Raw genomic sequence first — 25264 nt, forward strand, 5'->3', positions numbered from 1 at the left:
CCTTTGCGCCTGTGGCTCTTATAATTCCCACCGTCGGCGCGTTGCCGGCACTTTCCCCGCTATTGAACCGGAGAACTCCCATGCTCAAACGCCCCCTGGCGCTCGCCGCCGGCCTCGTGCTGTCCTGCTGTGCCGTAGTTGCCCAGGCTGCCGACATCTTGCGGGTCAGTGCCATCCCCGACGAAGCGCCGACCGAACTGCTGCGCAAGTTCGAGCCGCTGGGCAAGTACCTGTCCAAGCAACTGGGCATGGAGGTGAAGTTCGTGCCGGTGGCCGACTACCCGGCGGTGGTCGAGTCGCTGGCCAGCAACCGCCTGGACATGGCCTGGTTGGGTGGCTTCACCTTCGTCCAGGTGCACCTGAAAGACCCGACCGCCACGCCGCTGGTGCAGCGTGAGCAGGACGCCCAGTTCACCTCCAAGTTCATCACCGCCAACCCGGCCGTGAAGAGCCTGGCCGACCTCAAGGGCAAGTCGTTCGCCTTCGGTTCGATCTCGTCCACCTCGGGCAGCCTGATGCCCCGTTACTTCATGCTCAAGGAAGACAACATCAAGCCTGAAAGCTACTTCAGCCGTGTGGCCTATTCCGGTGCCCATGACGCCACCGTCGCCTGGGTGCAGGCCGGCAAGGTCGATGGCGGCGTGCTCAATGCCAGTGTCTGGCAGAAGCTGGTCGATGCCGGCAAGGTCGATACCAGCAAGGTGAAGGTATTTGCCACCACACCGACCTACTACGACTACAACTGGACCGTGCGCGGCAACATGGACCCGGCGCTGAAAGAGAAAATCAAGCAGGCCTTCCTTGACCTCGACCCGGCCAACCCGGAGCACAAGGCGATTCTCGACCTGCAGGCGGCCAGCCGCTTCATCGAGACCAAGCCCGAAAACTATGTGGGCACCGAGCAAGCCGCACGTGAGGCCGGCCTGCTCAAGTGACGATCCATGTAAACGGCGCCGGCCTGCGCCACGGCCAGGTCCGCGCGCTCGATTCGATCAGCCTGAGCATCGCCAAGGGTGAGCGGGTAGCGATCATCGGCCCCTCGGGGGCCGGCAAGTCCAGCTTGCTGCACCTGATGGCCACCGCCGTGCAGCCCAGCAGCGGGTACCTGGAACTGTTCGGTGAGCAACCTTGGGCGCTGTCTGCCGGGGCGCGCCAACGCCTGCGCGCGCGCATCGGCCTGGTGCACCAGGCACCGCCATTGCCTCCCCGTCAGCGTGTGGTAACAGCAGTCCTGGCGGGCCGCCTGGGGCAGTGGGGCATCTTGCGTGGCCTGCTCAACCTGGTGTATCCGACCGATGTGCCGGGGGCGCGCCAGGCCTTGGCCGAGCTGGGCCTGGCCGACAAGCTGTTCGTTCAGTGCGGGCAGTTGTCCGGTGGCCAGTTGCAGCGGGTGGGCATTGCCAGGGCGTTGTACCAGCGCCCGGAAGTGCTATTGACCGACGAACCGGTGTCGGCCATGGACCCGGTGCTGGCCGACCACAGCCTGGCACTGCTCAATCGCCATGCCCAGGCCAATGGCGTGACCCTGGTGGCCAGCCTGCATGCGGTGGACCTGGCGCTGGCGCACTTTCCGCGGGTGATCGGTATTCGTGAGGGGCAGGTGGTGTTCGACTGCCCTGCAGAGGCGGTGACCGGGCCAATGCTGGATGCGCTGTACGCCAACGAGCAACTGGGTTCGCCAGCGCAAGCCCAAGGGCCGACCCTGACTGTGCAGATTCCGCGATGCTGAAGGCCGACGTCCGCGACCCGGCCGCGTTGCCGCGGTTGCTGTTGACCGTGCTGGCGTTGGCCGTGCTGTGGCCGGGGCTGCAGTTGAGCGAGCTGAACCCTGGCGTTTTGCTGCAGGCAGAAAACCGTCAGCAGATCGCCAGCTTTACCAGTGCCTTCTGGCCGCCAACGCACAGTGCCGAATTCCTCCGGTTGTTGTATGAGTCCACCTTGCAGACCTTGGCCGTGGCGACAGCGGGCATGGCCTTGGCGCTGTTGCTGGCGGTCCCGACCAGCCTGCTGGCGAGCCGTGCGCTGTCACTGCGCGCCGCTTCCCGTGGAGGCCGGGCAGGGCCGTGGTCGCGCTTGTTGCGCCTGCCCGTTCGCGGCTTGCTTATTTTTCTGCGCAGCGTGCCGGAGATCGTCTGGGCGCTGCTGTTCGTGCGGGCCGTGGGCCTGGGGCCAACGGCCGGGGTACTGGCCATCGCCATTACCTACAGCGGCATGCTCGGCAAGGTCTACGCGGAGATCTTCGAATCGGTCGACCAGCGTCCGGCGCATGCCTTGCTACAGGCCGGCAGCGGGCGGTTGGCGGCATTCTTCTACGGTATCCTGCCCAGCGCGTCGGCGGAGGTGGTGTCCTATACCGTCTACCGCTGGGAATGCGCCGTGCGCGCTTCTGTGGTGATGGGCTTTGTCGGTGCCGGCGGGCTTGGGCAGCAGATCGACCTGTCGATGCGTATGTTTGCCGGGGGCGAAGTGGCGAGCATGCTACTGGCGTTCCTCGGCCTGGTGCTGCTGGCTGACCTGCTTAGCCGCTTCCTGCGCGGGAGGCTGGCATGAACCGGGTGGTCAATCTGCTGGTGATCGTAGCAATCATGGCGGCGGTGGTGGCGTCGTTCGGTTATCTGCAGCTGGACCTGCACGCCTTGGTGGGCGATGGCGGGCTGGGGCAGATGGGTGAGTATGCTGCGCGCTTCCTGCATCCGGACCTGTCCGGCGAACACCTGCAAGCGGTGGGGCGCGGCGCACTGGAAACGCTGGCCATGTCGGGCCTGGGCACGCTGCTGGCCATGGCCCTCGGCATGCTGTTGGCGTTGCCGGCGGCGGGGCGCTTCGGTTGGCCGCTGCAATCTCTGGCACGCTTGCTGCTCAATGCCCTGCGTGCCATTCCAGAGTTGGTATGGGCCGCATTGACGGTGCTGGCGGCGGGCCTGGGGCCCAATGCCGGTACTTTGGCCTTGGCGCTTCATACGTCTGGAGTGTTAGGGCGTTTGTTTGCCGAGGCGCTGGAGAATGCGCCGGCAGAACCCGCCGCAGCGATTCGCCTGCAGGGCGGGGGGCAGGTGGCGGCGTTCTGTTTCGGGACCTTGCCGAATTTGTGGCCGCAATTGCTGGCGTACAGCCTGTACCGCTGGGAGAACAACATTCGCATGGCCAGTGTGCTGGGCTTCGTCGGAGCCGGGGGGCTGGGGCAGATGCTCTATACCACCTTGAGCCTGTTCCAGGAGGCGCAGGCCAGCACGGTGATCATGGCGATGTTGTTATTGGTGCTGCTGGTGGATGCCTTCAGTGATGTGCTGCGCCAGCGGTTTGTGCGGGCCTGACAGATAGCCGGGGCCGCTCTGCGGCCCTTTCGCGACGCAAGGCCGCTCCTACAGAAGATCGCGTCCCCCTGTGGAGCGGCCTTGTGTCGCGAAAGGGCTGCAAAGCAGCCCCCTTTACGAAGCCAGCTCCCCACACTGCGCTTCCCGCTGCATCGATTCCAGATTCCGTTCGATCGTCTCGCAGATGGTATCCATCTGAATCTGATGCTCACTGAAGCGAAACGGACTTTGCAGATCAGTCCCGATCCGCTCGATCGCCAGCAGCATGAAGCCCACCACCGTCGACGCCAGCGGTGTGAACCAGCCCAGCGACTCCACCAGCCCCACCGGCACGATCAGGCAGAACAGCGTGATGAACAGCCGTGGGAAATACACGTAAGGGTAGGGCAGCGGCGTATTGGCAATCCGCTCCATGCCGCCTTGGGCATTGGAAAGGTCCACCAGCGTCGACTCCAGCCGCGCCAGGCGAATGCTGTCCAGCCGGCCGGCTTGGTATTCCCGCGCCAGCAATGCCGCCGAGCCACTGAGTATGTCATTGGCAAAGTTGTTCGAACGGTTACGCCGCTCGAACTCCCCCGGCGGGATGAACGCCATCAGTTCGTCCGGGCAAGCCTCACCCTTCAAGTGTGCTGCCAGGCAGTTCACATAGGCGATGTGCCGGCGCAGCAAGGTCGCCTTGACCGGGTTCAGTTCGTCCTGCGGGTCATCGATCAGCGTCAGCGTCTGCCGGGCGAAGCTGCGCGAACTGTTCACCAGTGCTCCCCACAAGGTTCGCGCTTCCCACCAGCGGTTGTAGGCGCTGCTGTTGCGAAAGCTCACCAGCACCACCAGCGCCGAACCCAGCAAGGTCAGCGGAATCAGCGGCAGGGTGAACTTGCTGTTGAAGAACAGCATGAAGTCGATGGTGACCAGTACGTCCCACAACAGCAGCCAGAACAGCGACCAGCCGATGTAGCCGAAGGTCTTGACGATCAGGCGGTATTTACGGGCGATGACGTCTTTCACGCGAGCTGCCTCGAAAAGCCGGGGATGCATGATGGGACGTCGAGGGGCGTGGATGGTTCGGCGCTGCTCGTCCTGGGATGTTACTGAACGTGTTGCTTCATCTGCACCAAGGCCACCCGCTTGCCATCCTGAGCCTGTCGCTCCTCGATGCCGAAAGGTATGAAGCCAAGCTGTGGATAAAGCAGCAGGCCCGCGGTGTTGTGGTTGAAACAAGACACCCAGACTTCCCGCGCCGCGAACTGTTCACGGGCGAGGTCGACCATGCATTGCACCAGGTAACGCGCCACGCCCTGGCCGCGAGCGACGGGTGCCACCACCACGTTGCCGAGGGCACAGATACCGCCGTGCTCAGCCTTGTAGAAGTTGGCGAAACCGAGCACAAGGCCATCGCCCTCGACCACGGTCGAACCGCTGCGCTGGGCGATGGCGTCGCTCAATTGCGCGGGGGTGAGCGGGTAGGTGGCTTTGGGAAACATATAGAACAGCTCATCCGGGCTTTGCGCGAAGCTGCAGATGGCCGGGATGTCGCTGGGTTGGACGGGGCGGTGACCAAGGTGCATGGCAGGTCCTTTGCGTGAATGGGCTGGCCAGATCATCAGTGCCGGCCCCCACCGTATCATGATCGCCCGCACGTTGGATCAAGGCTTGCTGGCTACCGCCACATAGCCCTTGATCGCAGCAGGCGCGCTGTGCGGCTTGCCCTTGTGTGCCAGATACTGGAAGCGGCGCCATTCCTTGTCGATTTCGCTATACGACATGAACACGCTGACCCGCGCCTTGTCGGCCAGGTCCGGGCGGTTGCGGGCATTGATCCCGTCCTTGGAAATGAAGGCGACGTTCATGCCGACCACCTTGCCGTCGTCGGCGAACACGGGGCCGCCGGACATGCCTTTGGTGATCGGGCCGTCATGCACCGAGTAGAAGACGCTGCCCGGTGTACCTTCGAGGCGCACCAGCGAGTCGAGCGTACGGCCCTTGCCTTGCACCGGCATCATGAAACTGTTGAAGCCGACCGCCGTCACCGACTCGCCCGGCACGAACTGACGCCACTGCGGCACCTTGCTGGCCTTGTGCTTGAAGAACACCACGTCACCCAGCCCTTCATGCACCACATTGGGCAGGAACGGCGTGTGCTTGGCGGTGACGGCGTAGTCTTCGTTCCACTGGATGGCGGTGGCCATCAGCAGCATCGGCAGGGGGGCACCGGAGGTGACGACAAAAGCCTGGTCGTAGACGGGGTTTGAAACGTATGCGGTTGGCATTCCATTGCACCCACTCAGCAGCATCATTGCTGCCAGACAGGGCGCGGTTTTGTTCATGGGTCACGCAGTGGTCATTGATAACGGGAGCGCAAATATGGCGAATTGATATTACGCTATCAATACTTTCGGCTTATAACCGACGAATGACAGCTTATGGCCATTATCCGGTCAGTTGCCAATTGAATGCGTGGATGTCTGGCTCGTTCCAGGCCATCGGGTTGGCGTCAAAAATCGCAGCCTGAACGACTGGTGTGGATGAAGTCCCTGGAACTGGTCGCAGCAAACCCACTCGGCAGGGGCCTGTTCAGCGCTGAATAGCGCGCACAAAAAAACCGACCATGTGGTCGGTTTTTTTTGGATTTTGGTGCCCCGAGGGAGACTCGAACTCCCACTCCTTTCGAAAACGGATTTTGAATCCGCCGCGTCTACCAATTCCGCCATCAGGGCTGTGGCGCGCAGTATAGAGAGGTGCCCGTGGTCGGTCAATCGGCTTTCATGGTCAATTTTCACACATTGGGCTAAACTTCCCGGCCCTGTCGAACCCGAACATCATCATGCGCGTCGCCGATTTTTCCTTCGAACTCCCCGATTCCCTGATCGCCCGCCACCCTCTGGCCGAGCGCCATGGCAGCCGTCTGCTGGTCCTCGATGGGCCGAGCGGGGCGCTGGCGCACAAGCAATTCCCGGATCTGCTCGACTATCTGCAGCCGGGCGACCTGATGGTGTTCAACAACACCCGGGTGATTCCGGCGCGGCTGTTTGGCCAGAAAGCCTCCGGCGGCAAGCTGGAAGTGCTGGTCGAGCGTGTGCTCGACAGCCACCGCGTGCTGGCCCATGTACGTGCCAGCAAGGCGCCTAAAGAAGGCGCGGTGATCCTCATCGATGGCGGTGGCGAGGCCGAGATGGTCGCCCGCCACGACACGCTGTTCGAGCTGCGCTTCACCGAAGAGGTGCTGCCGCTGCTCGAGCGCGTCGGCCATATGCCGCTGCCGCCCTACATCGACCGCCCGGACGAGGGCGCAGACCGTGAGCGTTACCAGACCGTGTACGCCGAGCGTGCCGGTGCCGTGGCCGCGCCAACTGCCGGCCTGCACTTCGACGAAGCGCTGCTGGAGAAGATCGCCGCCAAGGGCGTCGAGCGCGCCTTCGTCACCCTGCACGTGGGTGCTGGCACCTTCCAGCCGGTACGGGTCGACAAGATCGAAGACCACCACATGCACAAAGAGTGGCTCGAAGTGAGCCAGGATGTGGTCGACGCCATCGAGGCCTGCCGCGCACGTGGCGGCCGGGTGATCGCGGTCGGGACCACCAGCGTGCGCTCGCTGGAGAGCGCGGCGCGCGATGGCGTGCTCAAGGCTTTCAGCGGTGACACCGACATCTTCATCTTCCCGGGCCGGCCTTTCCATGTGGTCGATTGCCTGGTCACCAACTTCCACCTGCCGGAGTCCACGCTGCTGATGCTGGTCTCGGCCTTCGCCGGTTACCCCGAGACCATGGCTGCCTACGCGGCGGCGGTCGACAACGGTTACCGCTTCTTCAGTTACGGTGATGCCATGTTCATCACCCGCAATCCGGCGCCACGCGGCCCAGAGGATCAAGCATGAGTCGCACCTGTCGAATGTCGTTCGAACTGCTGGCCACCGACGGCAAGGCCCGTCGTGGCCGGTTGACCTTCCCCCGTGGCACGGTCGAGACCCCGGCGTTCATGCCGGTGGGTACCTATGGCACGGTCAAGGGCATGCTGCCGCGTGACATCGAGGCCATCGGCGCCGAGATCATCCTCGGCAACACCTTCCACCTGTGGCTGCGCCCGGGTACCGAGGTCATCAAGAAGCACAACGGCCTGCACGACTTCATGCAGTGGAAAGGCCCAATCCTCACCGATTCCGGTGGTTTCCAGGTGTTCAGCCTGGGCGCCATGCGCAAGATCAAGGAGGAGGGGGTGACCTTCGCCTCGCCAGTCGACGGGTCCAAGGTGTTCATGGGCCCGGAAGAGTCCATGCAGGTGCAGCGCGACCTGGGCTCGGACATCGTCATGATCTTCGACGAATGCACGCCGTACCCGGCCGAGCACGATGTGGCGCGCACCTCCATGGAACTGTCGCTGCGCTGGGCCCAGCGTTCGAAGAATGCCCACGGTGACAACACCGCAGCGCTGTTCGGCATCGTTCAGGGCGGCATGTACCAGGACCTGCGCATGCGCTCGCTGGAAGCGCTGGTCAACATCGACTTCGACGGCCTGGCCATCGGTGGCCTGTCGGTGGGTGAGCCGAAGCACGAGATGATCAAGGTGCTCGACTACCTGCCGGCCCAGATGCCGGCTGACAAACCTCGTTACCTTATGGGGGTAGGCAAACCGGAAGATCTGGTTGAGGGTGTGCGCCGCGGCGTCGACATGTTCGACTGCGTGATGCCCACGCGCAACGCGCGCAACGGCCACCTGTTCGTCGATACAGGGGTGATCAAGATCCGCAACGCGTTCCATCGCCATGATGATTCGCCGCTGGATCCGACCTGTGACTGCTACACCTGCACCAACTTCTCCCGCGCTTATCTCCATCATCTGGACAAGTGCGGCGAAATGCTGAGCAGCATGCTGAATACCATCCACAACTTGCGCCATTACCAGCGCTTGATGGCCGGTTTACGCGAGGCTATTCAACAGGGTAAATTGGCCGCCTTTGTCGACGCCTTCTACGCCAAGCGCGGGCTGCCTGTGCCGCCTTTGGACTGACTGTTCGCATCCATTATTAGAAAATTACATTAGGAGTGCCCAATGAGCTTCTTGATCCCCGCCGCATACGCGGACGCTGCAGCACCTGCCGCTGGCCCAGCCGGCACCGGCTTTGAGTGGATTTTCCTGGTCGGTTTCCTGGTCATCTTCTACCTGATGATCTGGCGCCCGCAGTCCAAGCGTGCCAAAGAGCAGAAGAACCTGCTGAGCAACTTGCAGAAAGGTGACGAAGTTGTCACCAACGGCGGTATCGCCGGCAAGATCGTCAAGGTTTCCGATGACTTCGTTGTTCTGGAAGTTTCCGACACCGTCGAACTGAAGTTCCAGAAGGGTGCCATCGCGGCAACCCTGCCAAAAGGTACGCTCAAGGCTATCTGAGTTACCGGTTTCATTTTTCCAGTCGGGGCGCGCAAAGCGCCCCGCGTCTTGAACGGGCGGCGTGATGCTGAACAAATACCCTCTGTGGAAATACGCACTGATCCTGGTGGTACTGGCGATCGGTTTCATTTATTCCGCTCCCAACCTCTACCCGGATGATCCGGCGGTGCAGATCAGCGGTGCCAGCTCGGCGCTGCAGGTCAAGCAGGCCGACCTCGATCGCGTCAGCAAGGCGCTGGTCGATGCCGGCATCACCGTCAAGGGCGCGAGCCTGGGTGAGAAGGGCAGTGGGCTGATTCGCCTGACCAACCAGGAAGATCAACTGCCAGCCAAGGATGTAGTGCGCAAGGCACTGGGCGATGATTACGTCGTGGCCCTGAACCTGGCCCAGACTACCCCGCAATGGCTGCGTAACCTGGGTGCAAGCCCGATGAAGCTGGGCCTGGACCTGTCCGGTGGTGTGCACTTCCTGCTGGAAGTGGACATGGACAAGGCCATGAGCGCCCGCATGAAAGTCTACGAAGGCGAGGTCAAGACCTTGCTGCGCAAAGAGCGCATCCGCTATCGCAGCCTGCCGCAGCAGGATGGCGGTGTGATGCTGGGCTTCGCTGACGATGCTACCCGCGAACAGGCACGTGCCCTGATCCGCAAGAATTTCAATGATTTCGACCTGACCACCACCGAGCGCAACGAGCTTGCCGTGCTGCGTCTGGCGCTGACCCAGGCGAAAGTCGCCGAGATCCGCGAATACTCGATCAAGCAGAACCTGACCACCGTTCGCAACCGTGTGAACGAGCTGGGCGTGGCCGAGCCGCTGGTACAGCGCCAGGGCGCCAACCGCATCGTGGTCGAGCTGCCAGGCGTGCAGGACACTGCCGAAGCCAAGCGTATCCTCGGCAAGACCGCCAACCTGGAGTTCCGCTTCGGCGCCGAGCCGGGTGCTTCCAAGGCCACTACGGAGGTCTTCGAGTTCCGTGAAGGCAACCGTTCCGCTGCCGTCGAGCGTGGCCTGATCATCACCGGTGACCAGGTTACCGACGCCCAGGCCAGCTTCGACGAGCATGGCCGCCCGCAGGTGAACATCCGCCTGGATGGCCACGGTGGTGAGCTGATGAGCCGCGCGACCCGCAGCAACGTCGGCCGCAGCATGGCGGTGATCTTCATCGAACAGAAGCCGGTCACTCGCTACGTCAAGCAGACGGTCGACGGTGTCGAGAAGGACGTTGCCGTACAGAGCTTCCAGGAAGAGAAGAAGATCATCAGCCTGGCGACCATCCAGTCGCCACTGGGCAGCCAGTTCCGTATCACCGGCCTGAACGGCCAGGGTGAGTCCTCGGAACTGGCCCTGCTGCTGCGTGCCGGTGGTCTGGCCGCGCCGATGTACTTCGCTGAAGAACGTACCATTGGCCCAAGCCTGGGTGCCGACAACATCACCAAGGGTATCGATGCGTCGCTGTGGGGCATGCTGTTCGTCTCGCTGTTCATCATCGCCATCTACCGCGCCTTCGGCGTGATCGCCACCATCGCCCTGGCGGGCAACATGGTGCTGCTGCTGGCGCTGATGTCGCTGCTGGGCGCCACCCTGACCCTGCCTGGTATTGCCGGTATCGTGCTGACCATGGGTATGGCGGTGGACGCCAACGTGCTGATCTTCTCGCGTATCCGCGAGGAGCTGAATGCCGGCATGTCGGTGCAGCGCGCCATTCACGAAGGCTTCAACCGCGCCTATACCGCGATCATCGACGCCAACCTGACCAGCCTGCTGGTCGGCGGCATCCTGTTCGCCATGGGAACCGGCCCGGTCAAGGGCTTCGCGGTAACCATGTCCCTCGGGATTTTCACCTCGATGTTCACCGCCGTCATGGTGACCCGTGCAATGGTCAACCTGACCTGCGGCGGGCGTGACATCAAGAAGCTGTGGGTTTGAGGGAGCTGCGATGAAAACCATCAACTTCATGGGCGTGCGCAATGTTGCGTTCGCCATTACCGTGCTCCTCACTGTGCTGGCGCTGTTCAGCTGGTGGCAAAAGGGCCTGAACTTCGGCCTGGACTTCACCGGCGGTACGCTGATCGAGCTGACCTACGAACGGCCGGCCGACCTCAAGGCGGTCCGCGCCGAGCTGGTCGAGTCCGGCTTCCACGAGGCTGTGGTGCAGAGCTTCGGCGCCACCACCGACCTGCTGGTGCGTATGCCGGGCGATGACCCGCAGTTGGGTGCCAAGGTTGGCGCGGCCCTGCAGAAGGCCGGCGGCGACAACCCGGCCACGCTCAAGCGTGTCGAGTTCGTCGGCCCGCAGGTGGGTGAAGAGCTGCGCGACCAGGGTGGCCTCGGCATGCTCCTGGCGCTGGGCGGCATCCTCATCTACCTGGCGTTCCGCTTCCAGTGGAAGTTCGCCGTGGGTGCGATCGTCTCGCTGATCCACGACGTAGTGGTGACCTTGGGTATCCTGTCGTTCTTCCAGATCACCTTCGACCTGACGGTGCTGGCGGCGGTGCTGGCGATCATCGGCTACTCGCTGAACGACACCATCGTCGTTTTCGACCGGGTACGTGAGAACTTCCGCGTGATGCGCAAGGCCTCGCTGATCGAGAACATCAACGTCTCGACCACCCAGACCCTGTTGCGCACGATTGCCACCTCGGTTTCGACCTTGCTGGCGATCGCCGCGCTGCTGTTCTTCGGTGGTGACAACCTGTTCGGCTTCTCCCTGGCATTGTTCATCGGTGTCATGGCCGGTACCTATTCGTCGATCTACATCGCCAACGTGGTGCTGATCTGGCTGAACCTGAACAGCGAAGACCTGATCCCGCCGGTGAAAAACGAAGGTGTGGATGACCGTCCTTAAGGATTAGTCCTACGCCGTTCGGCGGCATAAAAGGCGCGAGTGTTGAACTCGCGCCTTTTTTTTTGCTCCAAGGCTGGGAGAAAGCAGGTTAGCTCCTGCAGGTAAAACAGGAGGTTCATGTGAACAAATCAATGCTCGTAGGCGCTGTGCTGGGTGCTGTCGGTGTTACTGCCGGAGGTGCTGTCGCCACCTACAGCTTGGTGAACAAGGGGCCTGAATATGCCCAGGTCACCGACGTGCAACCGATCAAGCAACAGGTCAAAACGCCGCGCGAGGTCTGCAAGGACGTTGCCGTCACGCGTCAGGCGCCGGTCAAGGACCAGCACCAGATCGCCGGCACCGTCGTGGGCGCTCTGGCTGGCGGCCTGTTGGGTAACCAGATTGGCGGCGGTACTGGCAAGAAAATCGCTACCGTGGCCGGTGCGGTCGGTGGTGGTTATGCCGGTAACAAGGTGCAGGAGGGCATGCAGCAGCGTGACACCTACACCACCACGCAAACCCGCTGCAACACGGTCAACGACATCAGCGAGAAGGTGGTGGGCTACAACGTCAAATACACCATTGGCGACCAGGTCGGCCAGGTGAAGATGGACCGCGAGCCAGGTTCGACCATTCCGTTGGACAAGAATGGCAAGCTGATCCTCAGCGAAGCCGGTCAGTAGAACCCGTTGCGGTCTGCTCTTTGTAGGAGCGGCCTTGTGTCGCGAAAGGGGCGCGTAGCGGCCCCAGATCTTTGCAAAGGTAGAGATTGCCGGGGCTGCTTCGCACCCCTTTCGCGACACAAGGCCGCTCCTACAGGGGGCGAAGCCGGGCGGTAAGCACAGGCATAAAAAAAGCACCCCGTGGGGTGCTTTTTTTTGCCTGCAATCCGCGCTTAGCGCTTCATGTGCTCTGGCAGGTGCGGCTGGATAGCGGTCAATACGGCCTTGAAGCACTTGATGTTGCCTGCAACGATGTGGCCCTTGTCGAGGAAGTCGTGGCCACCGTTGAAGTCGCTCACCAGGCCACCAGCTTCCTGGATCAGCAGTACGCCCGCAGCCATGTCCCACTCCGACAGGCCCGACTCCCAGAAAGCGTCGAAACGGCCGGCGGCCACGTAGGCCAGGTCCAGGCTGGCGGAGCCGGCGCGGCGGATGCCGGCGGTTTGGCCAGTCAGGGCGCGGAACATGCCCAGGTAGTTGTCCATGTCAGCCATCTGGTTGTCACGGAACGGGAAGCCGGTACCCAGCAGGGCGCCGTCCAGGCTGGTGCGCGAGCTGACGCGCAGGCGGCGGCCATTGAGCTGGGCGCCACGGCCACGGCTGGCGGTGAATTCTTCCTGGCGAACCGGGTCGACGATCACGGCGTGCTCGAGGCGGCCACGGTATTTGCAGGCGATGCTGACAGCGAAGTGCGGGATGCCACGCAGGAAGTTGGTGGTGCCGTCCAGCGGATCGATGATCCACAGGTAGTCCTTGCCTTCTTCGCCGGTGCCGGCGTGCAGGCCGGTTTCTTCACCTTGAATGGAGTGGTTCGGGTAGGCCTTGCGCAGGGCGTTGACGATGCTCTGCTCGGCGGCGCGATCCACTTCGGAGACGTAGTCCTTGGCCTCTTTCTCGTCGACCTTGATGCTATCCAGGCGTTCGATGGAGCGGAAAATCAGTTCACTGGCGCTGCGAGCGGCGCGCAGGGCGATATTCAGCATAGGCTGCATGGGCGGGTCACCTGGAGATGTTAAAGAAGAAAGCCGGACATTCTAGCAGAAAAGTTTGGCGGCAGAAGTGTCACATTTGCTTTCGTGGCGTTACGCTGGTCGGTTCTGTAAGATCGATTTCCCCCAAACCTGCATCTGTGAGCACAACACCTTGCTGCAAAATATTCGTGTTGTTCTGGTCAATACCAGCCACCCCGGCAACATCGGCGGCGCTGCGCGTGCCATGAAAAACATGGGCTTGTCGCGTCTGGTGCTGGTGCAGCCAAAAGAGTTCCCTTCCGGCGACGCCACCGCCCGCGCCTCGGGTGCCGACGACATCCTGGCCAGTGCCCAGGTGGTCGACAGCCTTGAAGAGGCGCTGGTCGGCTGCAACCTGGTCATGGGCACCAGTGCCCGTGAGCGCAGCATCCCTTGGCCGTTGATCGACCCGCGCGAGTGCGGGGCCAAGGCCGTGGAGCATGCCGGTGGCGGTGAAGAGATCGCCCTGGTGTTCGGGCGCGAACACGCCGGCCTGACCAACGAAGAACTGCAGCGATGTCACTTCCACGTGCACATTCCCTCGAACCCCGACTTCAGCTCGCTGAACCTTGCTGCTGCAGTCCAAGTGCTCTCCTACGAGGTGCGCATGGCCTGGCTGGCAGCCGAAGGTACGCCTTCGAAAGTCGAGAAGTTCGACGCCAACTCGCTGCGCAGCAACGAGCTGGCGACCATGGACGAAATGGAGCTGTTCTATGAACACCTGGAGAAAACCCTCGTGGACATCGGCTTCCTCGACCCTGAAAAGCCCAAGCACCTGATGCCGCGCCTGCGCCGGCTGTATGGGCGCAGCTCGGTCAATCGTTCGGAAATGAGCATTTTGCGCGGCATCCTCACCGAGACCCAAAAGGTCGTCCGGGGCGAGCCGCATAAAAGGAAGGACTGACAGATGTTCGAACGTCTGCGTGAAGATATCCAGAGCGTGTTCCATCGAGACCCGGCGGCGCGCAACGCCTTCGAGGTGCTGACCTGCTACCCCGGCATGCACGCCATCTGGTTGCACCGCCTGGGCAATGCCCTGTGGAAGCGCGATTTCAAGTGGCTGGCACGGTTGGTGTCGAACTTCGGTCGCTGGCTGACCGGTATCGAGATCCACCCCGGTGCGACCATTGGGCGGCGCTTCTTCATCGACCACGGCATGGGTATCGTCATCGGCGAGACCGCCGAGATCGGCGACGATGTCACCCTTTATCAGGGCGTGACCCTGGGTGGCACCAGCTGGAACAAAGGCAAGCGTCACCCGACTTTGGAAAACGGTGTAGTGGTAGGGGCGGGCGCCAAAGTGCTCGGCCCGTTCACTGTCGGTGCCGGGGCCAAGATTGGCTCCAATGCGGTGGTGACCAAGGCGGTACCGGCGGGTGCCACTGCAGTGGGTATTCCGGGGCGGATCATCGTCAAGAGCGAAGACAGCGAAGTCGAGGCCAAGCGCAAGGCCATGGCCGAAAAGATCGGCTTCGATGCCTACGGCGTCAGCGGCGACATGCCGGATCCGGTGGCTCGTGCCATCGGCCAGATGCTCGACCACCTGCAGGCTGTCGACGAGCGCCTGGAGGGCATGTGCGGAGCGCTGACCAAGATGGGCAGTGACTACTGTGCCAAGGAGCTGCCGAAGCTGCCGGAGGATGACTTCGCGGTCGAAACCCAGGCTGCCCAGCGCGACACTCAGTCGCATTGATTGCGCCGTGCTGAAGCCCTACTGACATATGGGGCGTGTGCTCACGCCCCTTTGCTGCTACAATCGCGCCCGCCTCCCTGATGCAAACCCGACTAAAGCAGTAGGTCTAATAGTTGACTTAAATGCTCGGGAATCGCATACTCGCACACATCCCGTAACTCCCGTGGTACCCATTAGCCATGCGACTGACTACCAAAGGCCGATACGCCGTCACTGCCATGCTCGACCTGGCACTGCACGCGCAGCATGGGCCGGTGTCTTTGGCCGACATTTCCGAGCGCCAGGGCATTTCCCTCTCTTATCTGGAACAGCTGTTCGCCAAGCTGCGCCGCAGCAGTCTGGTCTCCAGCGTGCGCGGTCCGGGCGGTGGCTACCAGCTGTCGCGCGGCATGGAAACCATCCAGGTGGCCCAGGTCATCGACGCGGTCAACGAATCGGTCGATGCCACCCGTTGCCAGGGCCTCGGGGATTGCCATGCCGGTGACACCTGCCTGACTCACCACTTGTGGTGCGACCTCAGCCAGCAGATCCACGAATTCCTCAGCGGCATCAGCCTGGCTGACCTCGTCATGCGCCGTGAGGTGCAGGAAGTCGCCCAGCGCCAGGACCTGCGGCGTGTCGCAGGCCGTACCGCCCAGCTGGACAAGATTGAGACGTCCGCCGTCGACTGACCTTTTGCAGTGACGAGCGACGCCACCGCCTGATAGGAGATACCCATGAAGTTGCCGATCTACCTCGATTACTCCGCTACCACGCCGGTCGACCCTCGTGTCGCCCAGAAGATGGCCGACTGCCTGCTGGTCGACGGCAACTTCGGTAACCCGGCCTCGCGTTCCCACGTGTTCGGCTGGAAGGCCGAAGAAGCGGTCGAGAACGGCCGCCGCCAGGTTGCCGAGCTGATCAACGCCGACCCGCGCGAAATCGTCTGGACCAGCGGTGCCACCGAGTCCGACAACCTCGCCCTGAAAGGCGTGGCGCACTTCTATCAGACCAAGGGCAAGCACATCATCACCTCCAAGATCGAGCACAAGGCGGTCCTGGATACCGCTCGCCAGCTCGAGCGTGAAGGTTTCGAAGTCACCTACCTGGAACCGGGCGAAGACGGCATCGTCACCCCGGCCATGGTCGAAGCCGCCCTGCGTGACGACACCATCCTGGTCTCGCTGATGCACGTGAACAACGAAGTCGGCTCGATCAACGACATCGCCGCCATCGGTGAACTGACCCGTTCGCGCGGCGTACTGTTCCACGTCGACGCCGCCCAGTCGGCCGGCAAGGTCGAAATCGACCTGCAGAAGCTGAAAGTCGACCTGATGTCGTTCTCTGCGCACAAGGTCTACGGCCCTAAAGGTATCGGCGCGCTGTACGTCAGCCGCAAGCCGCGTGTGCGCCTGGAAGCCATCATTCACGGCGGTGGCCATGAGCGCGGCATGCGTTCGGGCACCCTGCCGACCCACCAGATCGTCGGCATGGGCGAAGCCTTCGCCATCGCCAAGCAGGAAATGGCCGCCGAGAACGTGCGCATCAAGGCACTGAGCGACCGCTTCTTCAAGCAGGTTTCGGACCTCGAAGAGCTGTACGTCAACGGCAGCAAGACTGCCCGCGTGCCACACAACCTGAACTTGAGCTTCAACTACGTCGAAGGCGAGTCGCTGCTGATGTCCCTGAAAGACATCGCCGTATCGTCCGGTTCGGCCTGTACCTCCGCTTCGCTCGAGCCGTCGTATGTACTGCGCGCTCTGGGCCGCAACGACGAGCTGGCGCACAGCTCGATCCGCTTCTCCTTCGGCCGCTTTACCACTGAAGAAGAAGTCGACTATGCCGCGCAGCAAGTCTGCATGGCCGTTAACAAACTGCGTGAGCTGTCGCCGCTGTGGGACATGTACAAAGACGGCGTTGACATCTCCAAGATCGAGTGGGCCGCCCACTAAGCAGTCGCCGGCAAGAGCGGCTCCCTGATGAGGAAGGAATTGCACCATGGCATACAGTGAAAAGGTCATCGACCACTACGAAAACCCACGCAACGTCGGCAAGATGAACGCCGAAGACCCGGATGTCGGTACCGGCATGGTCGGCGCCCCTGCGTGCGGTGACGTGATGCGTCTGCAGATCAAGGTCAACGAGCAAGGCATCATCGAAGACGCCAAGTTCAAGACCTATGGCTGCGGTTCGGCCATCGCCTCCAGCTCCCTCGCCACCGAGTGGATGAAGGGCAAGACCCTGGACGAAGCCGAAACCATCAAGAACACCCAGCTGGCGGAAGAACTGGCGTTGCCGCCAGTGAAAATCCACTGCTCGGTACTCGCCGAAGATGCCATCAAGGCAGCCGTTCGCGACTACAAGCAGAAGAAAGGCTTGATCTAAGCCGCCCGTTGCAAGGTAAGAGTCAAGGAGTTCCGATGGCTATCAGCATGACAGAAGCCGCCGCCAACCACATTCGCCGTTCCCTCGACGGGCGCGGCAAGGGTGAGGGCATTCGCCTGGGCGTGCGCACCACCGGCTGCTCGGGCCTGGCCTACGTGCTGGAGTTCGTCGACGAGCTGGCCGAAGAAGACGAGGTATTCGAGAACCATGGCGTCAAGGTGATCATCGATCCCAAGAGCCTGGTCTACCTCGATGGCACCGAGCTGGACTTCGTCAAGGAAGGGTTGAACGAAGGCTTCAAGTTCAACAACCCCAACGTGCGCGGTGAGTGTGGCTGCGGCGAAAGCTTCAACGTCTGAGGCTGGCCGTGGGTACTCCTTGTCATTTCGCTCTGTTTGACCTCCAGCCCTGTTTCCGCCTGGATCTCGATAAACTGGCCACTCGCTATCGCGAGCTGGCCCGTGAGGTCCATCCGGACCGCTTCGCTGACGCTTCCGAGCGCGAGCAGCGGGTAGCGCTGGAAAAGTCCGCGGCCCTCAACGACGCCTACCAGACCCTGCGCAGTGCGCCGCGCCGTGCCCGCTACCTGCTGGCAATCGGTGGCCACGAAGTGCCCCAGGAGGTCACGGTGCATGACCCTGACTTCCTGTTGCAGCAGATGCAGTGGCGCGAAGAGCTGGAAGAGCTGCAGGACGAAGCCGACCTCGATGGCGTGGCCGTGTTCAAGAAGCGCCTGAAGGCCGCTCAGGACACGCTGAACGAGGATTTCGCCGCCTGCTGGGATGTGCCTGCCGAGCGCGACAAGGCCGAGCGCCTGATGCGCCGCATGCAGTTCCTCGACAAGCTCGCCCAAGAAGTGCGCCAACTCGAAGAGCGCCTCGACGATTAACCCGGTGTCGCCCGTGATGACGCCTAAGGTATTCAGATAAGCATGGCCCTACTGCAGATCGCCGAACCCGGTCAAAGCCCTCAGCCGCACCAGCGTCGTCTGGCGGTGGGGATCGACCTGGGTACCACCAATTCTCTGGTCGCTGCCGTGCGCAGCGGTCGCAGCGAACCCCTGCCCGATGCGCAGGGCAACGTCATTCTGCCGTCGGCGGTGCGTTACCTGGCTGGCCACAACGAAGTCGGCCTGGCCGCGCGTGAAGCGGCCTCCAGCGACCCGCTGAACACCGTTCTTTCGGTCAAGCGCCTGATGGGGCGTGGCCTGGCAGACGTCAAGCAGCTCGGTGAGCAACTGCCGTACCGCTTCATCGGCGGCGAGTCGCACATGCCATTCATCGACACCATCCAAGGGCCGAAAAGCCCGGTGGAAGTGTCCGCCGACATCCTCAAGGTGCTGCGCGAGCGCGCCGAAGCCACCCTCGGTGGTGAATTGGTAGGCGCGGTAATCACCGTGCCGGCCTATTTCGACGACGCACAGCGTCAGGCCACCAAAGACGCCGCGCGCCTGGCCGGCCTGAGCGTGCTGCGCCTGCTCAACGAACCGACCGCCGCTGCCGTGGCTTATGGCCTGGATCAGAACGCTGAAGGCCTGGTGGCCATCTATGACCTGGGTGGCGGTACCTTCGACATTTCCATCCTGCGCCTGACCGCCGGTGTATTCGAAGTGTTGGCTACCGGTGGCGATACTGCCTTGGGCGGCGATGATTTCGACCACGCCATCGCGGGCTGGATCATCGAGCAGGCCGGCCTGTCCGCTGATCTCGACCCGGCCACCCAGCGCCAGTTGCTGCAGGCCGCCTGTGCCGCCAAAGAGGCCCTGACTGATGCTGATAGCGTCAGTGTCAGCCATGGCGCCTGGCAGGGCGAGCTGAGCCGCGCCGCTTTTGAGGCCATGATCGAGCCCCTGGTTGCCCGCAGCTTGAAAGCTTGCCGTCGCGCCGTACGCGATAGCGGTGTCGAGCTGGAAGAGGTGGGGGCAGTCGTGATGGTCGGTGGTTCGACCCGCGTGCCTCGTGTGCGTGAAGCCGTAGGTGCGCTGTTTGGCCGCACCCCGCTGACCTCGATCGACCCGGACCAGGTCGTGGCCATTGGCGCTGCGATCCAGGCCGATACCTTGGCCGGCAACCGTCGCGAAGGTGGCGAATTGTTGCTGCTCGACGTCATCCCGCTGTCCTTGGGCCTTGAAACCATGGGCGGGCTGATGGAGAAGGTGATTCCGCGCAACACCACCATTCCGGTGGCTCGCGCCCAGGAGTTCACCACTTACAAAGATGGCCAGTCGGCCATGATGATCCACGTCCTGCAGGGTGAGCGCGAGCTGATCAGCGACTGCCGCTCCTTGGCGCGCTTTGAACTGCGCGGCATTCCTGCCATGGTTGCCGGCGCCGCCAAGATTCGCGTGACCTTCCAGGTCGATGCCGATGGCTTGCTCAGTGTTGCCGCCCGCGAGCTGGGTTCGGGCGTTGAAGCCAGCATCCAGGTCAAGCCATCCTACGGTCTGACCGATGGCGAGATCGCTCGCATGCTCAAGGATTCCTTCGAGCACGCAGGCTCCGACAAGCAGGCGCGCCAGCTACGTGAGCACCAGGTTGACGGTGAACGCCTGCTCGAAGCGGTGCAGGGTGCCCTTGACGCCGACGGTGAGCGCCTGCTCAGCGACGATGAGCGGGTGGCCATCGAGTACCAGATGCAAGAATTGCGTGATTTGCTTAGCGGCACCGATGGCGCGGCCATCGAGCAACAGACCAAGCGTCTGTCGCAGGTGACCGATGCTTTTGCCGCCCGTCGCCTTGATTCGACGGTCAAAGCCGCACTGGCCGGGCGCAACCTGAATGAGATCGAGGAGTAACCGATGCCCCAGGTGATTTTCCTGCCGCACGAGAAGTTCTGCCCGGACGGGCTGGTGGTAGAGGTGGAGCCAGGGACCAATATCCTGGAGCTGGCCCACGAGCACCACATCGAGATGGAAAGCGCGTGCGGTGGTGTGTGTGCCTGCACCACCTGCCACTGCATCGTGCGCGAAGGCTTCGACTCGCTCGAGGAAGCCGATGAGCTGGAAGAGGACATGCTGGACAAGGCCTGGGGCCTGGAGGCGCAATCGCGCCTGGCTTGCCAGGTGATCGTCGGTGAAGACGATCTCACCATCGAGCTGCCCAAATATACGCTCAACCACGCTGCCGAAGCGCCGCACTGAGGTTTGCCCATGAGCCTGAAATGGATTGATGTACTTGAGATCGCCATCCAGCTTGCAGAAAGCAAGCCGGACGTCGATCCTAAATATGTGAATTTCGTCGATCTGCACCGTTGGGTGCTGGCCTTGCCAGAGTTCAGCGACGATCCGTCACGTGGCGGTGAGAAAGTGCTCGAGGCCATCCAGGCGGCCTGGATCGAAGAAGCCGACTAAGCGTGACGCTGCAGGTTAGGCAATCCCCTGGAACCCGCGTATAATTCGCGGGTTTAATTTTTCGTAACACTCAATATTCTGGAGTTTTCCATGGCTGTTCAACGTACTTTCTCGATCATCAAGCCTGACGCCGTTGCCAAGAACGTAATCGGCAAGATCACCACCCGCTTCGAAGAAGCTGGCCTGAAAATCGTTGCCTCGAAAATCAAGCAACTGTCCAAAGCCGAAGCTGAAGGCTTCTACGCCGAGCACAGCGCTCGTGGCTTCTTCGGTGACCTGGTTGCCTTCATGACTTCCGGCCCGGTCGTTGTTCAGGTTCTGGAAGGCGAAAACGCCATCGCTCTGAACCGTGAGCTGATGGGCGCTACCAACCCTAAAGAAGCTGCTCCAGGCACCATCCGCGCTGACTTCGCCGAGTCGATCGACGCCAACGCCGTTCACGGTTCGGACTCCGAAGCTGCTGCTGCTCGCGAAATCGCTTACTTCTTCGCTGCTACCGAGGTAACCACTCGCTAAGCGAAAGCTTAAGGGTGAAGGTGAATCCATGACGACATCTACCGGCAAAATCAACCTGTTGGGGCTGACCCTGCAGGAAATGGAACAGTTCTTCGACTCGATCGGGGAGAAGCGCTTTCGTGCTGGCCAGGTGATGAAGTGGATTCACCATTTTGGCGTCGACGATTTCGCTGCCATGACCAACGTCGGCAAAGTCTTGCGCGAGAAGCTCGAGGCCGTCGCCGAAATTCGGGGCCCGGAAGTGGTCAGTGAAGACATTTCCGCCGACGGTACCCGCAAGTGGGTGGTCCGCGTTGCCTCCGGCAGCTGCGTCGAGACCGTCTACATCCCCACCGACGACCGCGGCACGCTCTGCGTCTCGTCGCAAGCCGGCTGCGCCCTGGATTGCAGTTTCTGCTCCACCGGCAAGCAAGGCTTCAACAGCAACCTCACCGCCGCCGAAGTGATCGGCCAGGTGTGGCTTGCGAACAAATCCTTCGGGACTGTCCCTGCCAAGATCGACCGCGCGATTACCAACGTGGTGATGATGGGCATGGGCGAACCCCTGCTGAATTTCGACAATGTCATCGCCGCGATGAAGATCATGATGGAAGATCTTGGCTATGGCATTTCCAAGCGCCGCGTCACCCTGTCCACCTCGGGCGTGGTGCCGATGATCGACGAACTGGCCAAGCACATCGACGTGTCCCTGGCGCTGTCGCTGCATGCGCCGAACGACGAACTGCGCAACCAGCTGGTACCGATCAACAAGAAGTACCCGCTGAAGATGCTGCTCGAGTCGTGCATGGGTTACATGTCGACCCTCGGTGGCAAGCGTGTGCTGACCATCGAATACACCCTGCTCAAGGACGTCAACGACCAGCCTGAGCACGCGGCACAGATGATCGAACTGCTGCGCGACGTACCGTGCAAGATCAACCTGATCCCGTTCAACCCGTTCCCGCATTCGGGCTACGAGCGGCCGAGCAACAACGCGATCCGCCGCTTCCAGGACCTGCTGCACCACGGTGGTTTCAACGTCACCACCCGTACCACCCGTGGCGACGACATCGATGCCGCCTGTGGTCAGCTGGTCGGTCAGGTCAACGACCGTACCCGCCGCAGCGAGCGCTACATCGCCGTCCGCCAGCTGTCCGCTGACGCCGAGCTGCAAGACAGCGCCGTGCGCCACTGAGTCCGGCCTTGCCATGAGCCTGCGCGCCGCGCTGTCGATCCTTGCGCTTTCGCTGCTGGCCGGCTGCGTGTCGGGCGGCGCGAGCGACCCCCTGGCCAACCGCCAGGGGCGAACGGAGGCAGGGCGTGCCTACACGCAGCTTGGCCTGGGTTATTTGCAACAAGGTTTGACCCAACACGCCAAGGTCCCGTTGGGCAAGGCCCTGGCGCTGGATGCCGGGGATGCCGACGCCCACACGGCTCTGGCTCTGGTGTTCCAGGCCGAAGGTGAGCCTGCCCTTGCCGAGGCGCACTTCAAGAAAGCGCTGGCTTCCCGCCCGGGCGACACGCGAATTCGCAACAATTACGGCAGTTTCCTATATGCTCAGCAACGTTTTGCCGAAGCCGAGCAGATGTTTCGCCTTGCCAGTGCCGATACCCTGTATCCTGAACGTTCGCGGGTATACGAGAACCTTGGCCTGACCGCCCTGAGGCTCGACGACCGCGACCAGGCACAGGCGTACCTCACCAAGGCCTTGCAACTTGACCGGCGCCAGCCCAGAGCGTTGCTTGAAATGGCTGAGTTGTCCTACGAAAACAGGCATTATGTGCCGGCCCGTGACTACTACGATCGTTTCAGCCAGTTGAGCGATCACAACGCCCGTAGCCTTCTGTTGGGCAGCCGCCTTGCCCGGGTATTCGACGAGCAGGGCACCCTGGCCGATCTGGGCCAGCAATTACAACGACTTTATCCCGGTACGCCGGAATATCAGCAATACCTGTCGGAGCAACGATGAAAGCCGCGCATCCCGAAGTAGCAGCAGCGACTGGCCAGAACCCCGGTGAGCTGTTGCGCCAGGCCCGCGAGAAACGCGAGTGGTCGCAAGCCGAGGTGGCCCGCAAGCTCAACCTCACCGTAAGTTCGCTGAACCACGTGGAAACCGGCGCCTTCGACAAGCTGCCCGGGCACACTTTCGCTCGCGGGTATATCCGCGCCTACGCCAAATTGATGGACATGGACCAGGCACCGCTGGTCGAAGCCTTCGACCAGTACACCGGCACCCACGCCAAAGGTAGCGAAGTGCATTCGCTGGGGCGTATCGAAGAGCCGGTGCGGCTGTCGCACAACATCATGCGTGGTGTCACCCTGCTGCTGCTGGTCGCCGTCGTCGGTGGCAGCTTCATCTGGTGGCAGGACCAGGGCAGCATGAAAGGCAAGGACCTGGCCAAGATCGCCCTCGAGCATGTGGAAGTCGAAAGCGCCGATGGCACCACCCAGATCCACCCGCTGGACGAGCCTGAAGACCAGGCCGTAACGGCAGGCGAGCAGCCGGAAAGCGCGCCGCTGCCGCTGGAGCAGGCCCCCGCCGAGGCGGCTGCCGAAACCACCAGCGAAGCCGCTCCGGCCGCCACTGCTCCTGCTCCTGCTCCGGTTCAGCAGGCACCGGCTCATGCTGCCGCGCCAGCCCCGGCCCCTGCCGCACCGGTAGCACCGGCTGCACCCGTTGCCAGCGTGCCGGCCGTTGCCGCCACCGAGCCTGCCGCCCCTGCGGCCGTGCCGGCTGGCAGCGCCAAGGTTGCAATCCAGTTCACCGCCGATTGCTGGACCCAGGTGTCCGACGGCAACGGCAAGGTGCTGTTCAGCGCCATCAAGCGCAAGGGGGACAACCTCGAGTTGACCGGCAAGCCGCCATTCGCGGTCCGTCTGGGCTTTGCCCGTGGCGCCCAGGTCAGCTACAACGGCCAGGCCGTCGATGTTGCCCCGTTCACCAGTGGCGAGACCGCTCGCCTGAAGTTGGGACAGTAAGTCATGCACGGCGAATCTCCGATCAAACGTCGCGAATCCCGCAAAATCTGGGTCGGCAATGTGCCGGTGGGGGGGGATGCCCCCATCGCTGTGCAGAGCATGACCAACACCGACACCAACGATGTGATGGCCACCGTGGCGCAGATCCAGCGCCTGGTCGATGCCGGCGTCGACATCGTGCGTGTCTCGGTACCAGACATGGACGCCGCCGAGGCGTTCGGCAAGATCAAGCAACTGGTCAGCGTGCCGCTGGTTGCCGATATCCATTTCGACTACAAGATCGCCCTGCGTGTGGCTGAGCTTGGCGTCGATTGCCTGCGCATCAACCCGGGCAACATCGGCCGTGAAGACCGTGTGCGCGCGGTGGTCGATGCGGCTCGCGACCGTGGTATCCCGATCCGCATCGGCGTCAACGCCGGCTCGCTGGAAAAGGACCTGCAGAAGAAGTACGGCGAGCCGACACCGGCCGCGCTGGTCGAATCGGCCCTGCGTCACGTCGAGCACCTCGACCGCCTGGACTTCCAGGACTTCAAGGTCAGCGTCAAGGCCTCCGACGTGTTCATGGCCGTCGAAGCCTACCGCCTGCTGGCCAAGCAGATCATCCAGCCGTTGCACCTGGGCATCACCGAAGCCGGTGGCCTGCGCTCGGGGACGGTGAAATCCGCGGTCGGCCTCGGTATGCTGCTGGCCGAAGGCATTGGCGATACCATCCGTATCTCGCTGGCGGCCGACCCGGTCGAGGAAGTGAAGGTCGGCTACGACATCCTCAAGTCGCTGCACCTGCGTTCGCGTGGCATCAACTTCATCGCCTGCCCGAGCTGCTCGCGGCAGAACTTCGATGTGGTCAAGACCATGAACGAGCTGGAAGGGCGCCTGGAAGACCTGCTGGTGCCGCTGGACGTGGCGGTGATCGGTTGCGTGGTCAACGGCCCTGGTGAAGCCAAGGAGTCCCACGTGGGGCTTACCGGCGGCACGCCGAACCTGGTCTACATCGACGGCAAGCCGGCGCAGAAACTGACCAATGACAACCTGGTCGATGAGCTGGAAAAGCTCATCCGCCAGAAAGCGGCCGAAAAGGTCGAGGCTGACGCGGCGCTGATCGCCCGCAGCTGACACACAGATTCGTAAGGACT

At 62.4% G+C, this 25264-nt stretch carries 29 protein-coding genes and 1 tRNA gene; 25 read left to right on the forward strand and 5 right to left on the reverse strand.

Going from position 1 to position 25264, the window contains the following annotated elements; all coding sequences use genetic code 11:
* Positions 1–80: 80 nt before the first annotated feature.
* From H040_RS02325 to phnE, 4 genes are read left to right on the forward strand one after another with little or no spacing between them, the layout of a single operon-like run.
* The gene (locus tag H040_RS02325; protein ID WP_027920296.1) at positions 81–935 is read left to right on the forward strand and encodes a putative selenate ABC transporter substrate-binding protein; all 855 of its coding nucleotides are present in this window, start codon (positions 81–83) and stop codon (positions 933–935) included.
* A complete protein-coding gene (locus H040_RS02330) occupies positions 932–1729 on the forward strand; it encodes a phosphonate ABC transporter ATP-binding protein (RefSeq protein WP_027920295.1) in 798 nt (265 codons plus the stop codon). Before H040_RS02325 ends, H040_RS02330 begins: the two co-directional genes overlap by 4 nt.
* Complete coding sequence (locus H040_RS02335) at positions 1723–2550, forward strand: PhnE/PtxC family ABC transporter permease (RefSeq protein ID WP_027920294.1); 828 nt, start codon at positions 1723–1725, stop codon at positions 2548–2550. Before H040_RS02330 ends, H040_RS02335 begins: the two co-directional genes overlap by 7 nt.
* Positions 2547–3314 carry a phosphonate ABC transporter, permease protein PhnE gene (gene phnE, locus H040_RS02340; protein WP_027920293.1) on the forward strand — a complete coding sequence of 256 codons (768 nt, stop codon included), beginning with the start codon at positions 2547–2549 and terminating at the stop codon, positions 3312–3314. Before H040_RS02335 ends, phnE begins: the two co-directional genes overlap by 4 nt.
* 114 nt (positions 3315–3428) lie before the next feature.
* Here phnE and H040_RS02345 read toward each other — a convergent pair whose 3' ends face one another.
* The 4 genes from H040_RS02345 to H040_RS02360 form a co-directional block, all read right to left on the reverse strand.
* Complete coding sequence (locus H040_RS02345) at positions 3429–4319, reverse strand: bestrophin family protein (protein WP_027920292.1); 891 nt, start codon at positions 4317–4319, stop codon at positions 3429–3431.
* Positions 4320–4399: 80 nt separating this feature from the next.
* Positions 4400–4879, reverse strand: coding sequence for a GNAT family N-acetyltransferase (locus H040_RS02350; protein ID WP_027920291.1), 480 nt, complete (start codon positions 4877–4879; stop codon positions 4400–4402).
* Between the two features lie 78 nt (positions 4880–4957).
* A complete protein-coding gene (locus H040_RS02355; protein ID WP_027920290.1) occupies positions 4958–5605 on the reverse strand; it encodes a trypsin-like peptidase domain-containing protein in 648 nt (215 codons plus the stop codon).
* 338 nt (positions 5606–5943) lie between these two features.
* Positions 5944–6028 (reverse strand) — tRNA-Leu (locus H040_RS02360).
* A gap of 107 nt (positions 6029–6135) precedes the next feature.
* On the opposite strand from H040_RS02360, the gene queA reads away from it, so the two are divergent.
* The 6 genes from queA (at position 6136) to H040_RS02390 (ending at position 12201) form a co-directional block, all read left to right on the forward strand.
* Positions 6136–7185 carry a tRNA preQ1(34) S-adenosylmethionine ribosyltransferase-isomerase QueA gene (queA, locus tag H040_RS02365; protein WP_027920289.1) on the forward strand — a complete coding sequence of 350 codons (1050 nt, stop codon included), beginning with the start codon at positions 6136–6138 and terminating at the stop codon, positions 7183–7185.
* A 14-nt stretch (positions 7186–7199) separates the two neighbouring features.
* On the forward strand, positions 7200–8315 hold the full coding sequence (gene tgt, locus H040_RS02370) for a tRNA guanosine(34) transglycosylase Tgt (protein WP_162144435.1): 1116 nt from the start codon (positions 7200–7202) through the stop codon (positions 8313–8315).
* Between the two features lie 42 nt (positions 8316–8357).
* On the forward strand, positions 8358–8693 hold the full coding sequence (yajC, locus tag H040_RS02375) for a preprotein translocase subunit YajC (protein ID WP_027920288.1): 336 nt from the start codon (positions 8358–8360) through the stop codon (positions 8691–8693).
* 64 nt (positions 8694–8757) lie between these two features.
* On the forward strand, positions 8758–10620 hold the full coding sequence (gene secD, locus H040_RS02380; protein WP_027920287.1) for a protein translocase subunit SecD: 1863 nt from the start codon (positions 8758–8760) through the stop codon (positions 10618–10620).
* A 10-nt stretch (positions 10621–10630) separates the two neighbouring features.
* Complete coding sequence (gene secF, locus H040_RS02385) at positions 10631–11539, forward strand: protein translocase subunit SecF (protein ID WP_027920286.1); 909 nt, start codon at positions 10631–10633, stop codon at positions 11537–11539.
* Positions 11540–11658: 119 nt separating this feature from the next.
* Positions 11659–12201, forward strand: a complete 543-nt coding sequence (locus tag H040_RS02390) for a glycine zipper 2TM domain-containing protein (RefSeq protein ID WP_027920285.1) — start codon at positions 11659–11661, stop codon at positions 12199–12201.
* A gap of 212 nt (positions 12202–12413) precedes the next feature.
* Here H040_RS02390 and suhB read toward each other — a convergent pair whose 3' ends face one another.
* On the reverse strand, positions 12414–13232 hold the full coding sequence (gene suhB, locus H040_RS02395; protein WP_016393981.1) for a type III secretion system regulator SuhB: 819 nt from the start codon (positions 13230–13232) through the stop codon (positions 12414–12416).
* A gap of 151 nt (positions 13233–13383) precedes the next feature.
* Between suhB and trmJ the strand changes: the two genes are divergently transcribed.
* The 15 genes from trmJ to ispG all read left to right on the forward strand — a co-directional run bounded on the left by trmJ (position 13384) and on the right by ispG (position 25244).
* A complete protein-coding gene (gene trmJ, locus H040_RS02400; RefSeq protein WP_027920284.1) occupies positions 13384–14154 on the forward strand; it encodes a tRNA (cytosine(32)/uridine(32)-2'-O)-methyltransferase TrmJ in 771 nt (256 codons plus the stop codon).
* Positions 14155–14157: 3 nt separating this feature from the next.
* Positions 14158–14943: a serine O-acetyltransferase gene (gene cysE / locus H040_RS02405; protein ID WP_027920283.1), complete on the forward strand. Its 786-nt coding sequence runs from the start codon at positions 14158–14160 to the stop codon at positions 14941–14943.
* A gap of 179 nt (positions 14944–15122) precedes the next feature.
* A complete protein-coding gene (gene iscR, locus H040_RS02410; RefSeq protein ID WP_008092572.1) occupies positions 15123–15614 on the forward strand; it encodes a Fe-S cluster assembly transcriptional regulator IscR in 492 nt (163 codons plus the stop codon).
* 45 nt (positions 15615–15659) lie between these two features.
* Entirely contained in the window at positions 15660–16874 is a 1215-nt protein-coding gene (locus H040_RS02415; RefSeq protein WP_027920282.1) for an IscS subfamily cysteine desulfurase, read from the forward strand.
* Positions 16875–16920: 46 nt separating this feature from the next.
* The gene (gene iscU / locus H040_RS02420; RefSeq protein WP_007929523.1) at positions 16921–17307 is read left to right on the forward strand and encodes a Fe-S cluster assembly scaffold IscU; all 387 of its coding nucleotides are present in this window, start codon (positions 16921–16923) and stop codon (positions 17305–17307) included.
* A gap of 35 nt (positions 17308–17342) precedes the next feature.
* The gene (gene iscA, locus H040_RS02425; protein WP_027920281.1) at positions 17343–17666 is read left to right on the forward strand and encodes an iron-sulfur cluster assembly protein IscA; all 324 of its coding nucleotides are present in this window, start codon (positions 17343–17345) and stop codon (positions 17664–17666) included.
* 8 nt (positions 17667–17674) lie between these two features.
* Positions 17675–18196, forward strand: coding sequence for a co-chaperone HscB (hscB, locus tag H040_RS02430; RefSeq protein WP_027920280.1), 522 nt, complete (start codon positions 17675–17677; stop codon positions 18194–18196).
* A 42-nt stretch (positions 18197–18238) separates the two neighbouring features.
* Positions 18239–20101 (forward strand): Fe-S protein assembly chaperone HscA, encoded by a 1863-nt coding sequence (gene hscA / locus H040_RS02435; protein ID WP_027920279.1) that lies wholly within the window; start codon positions 18239–18241, stop codon positions 20099–20101.
* A gap of 3 nt (positions 20102–20104) precedes the next feature.
* On the forward strand, positions 20105–20446 hold the full coding sequence (gene fdx / locus H040_RS02440; protein WP_027920278.1) for an ISC system 2Fe-2S type ferredoxin: 342 nt from the start codon (positions 20105–20107) through the stop codon (positions 20444–20446).
* A gap of 9 nt (positions 20447–20455) precedes the next feature.
* The gene (iscX, locus tag H040_RS02445) at positions 20456–20656 is read left to right on the forward strand and encodes a Fe-S cluster assembly protein IscX (RefSeq protein WP_027920277.1); all 201 of its coding nucleotides are present in this window, start codon (positions 20456–20458) and stop codon (positions 20654–20656) included.
* A gap of 90 nt (positions 20657–20746) precedes the next feature.
* The gene (ndk, locus tag H040_RS02450; RefSeq protein WP_011532343.1) at positions 20747–21172 is read left to right on the forward strand and encodes a nucleoside-diphosphate kinase; all 426 of its coding nucleotides are present in this window, start codon (positions 20747–20749) and stop codon (positions 21170–21172) included.
* A 28-nt stretch (positions 21173–21200) separates the two neighbouring features.
* Positions 21201–22346, forward strand: a complete 1146-nt coding sequence (rlmN, locus tag H040_RS02455) for a 23S rRNA (adenine(2503)-C(2))-methyltransferase RlmN (RefSeq protein WP_027920276.1) — start codon at positions 21201–21203, stop codon at positions 22344–22346.
* A 13-nt stretch (positions 22347–22359) separates the two neighbouring features.
* A complete protein-coding gene (gene pilW / locus H040_RS02460; protein ID WP_027920275.1) occupies positions 22360–23121 on the forward strand; it encodes a type IV pilus biogenesis/stability protein PilW in 762 nt (253 codons plus the stop codon).
* Entirely contained in the window at positions 23118–24131 is a 1014-nt protein-coding gene (locus H040_RS02465; RefSeq protein ID WP_027920274.1) for a RodZ domain-containing protein, read from the forward strand. Before pilW ends, H040_RS02465 begins: the two co-directional genes overlap by 4 nt.
* 3 nt (positions 24132–24134) lie before the next feature.
* Positions 24135–25244 carry a flavodoxin-dependent (E)-4-hydroxy-3-methylbut-2-enyl-diphosphate synthase gene (gene ispG, locus H040_RS02470; RefSeq protein WP_027920273.1) on the forward strand — a complete coding sequence of 370 codons (1110 nt, stop codon included), beginning with the start codon at positions 24135–24137 and terminating at the stop codon, positions 25242–25244.
* Positions 25245–25264: the final 20 nt, after the last annotated feature.

The sequence above is a fragment of the Pseudomonas sp. URMO17WK12:I7 genome, from assembly GCF_003269045.1.
Classification (GTDB): domain Bacteria; phylum Pseudomonadota; class Gammaproteobacteria; order Pseudomonadales; family Pseudomonadaceae; genus Aquipseudomonas; species Aquipseudomonas putida_J.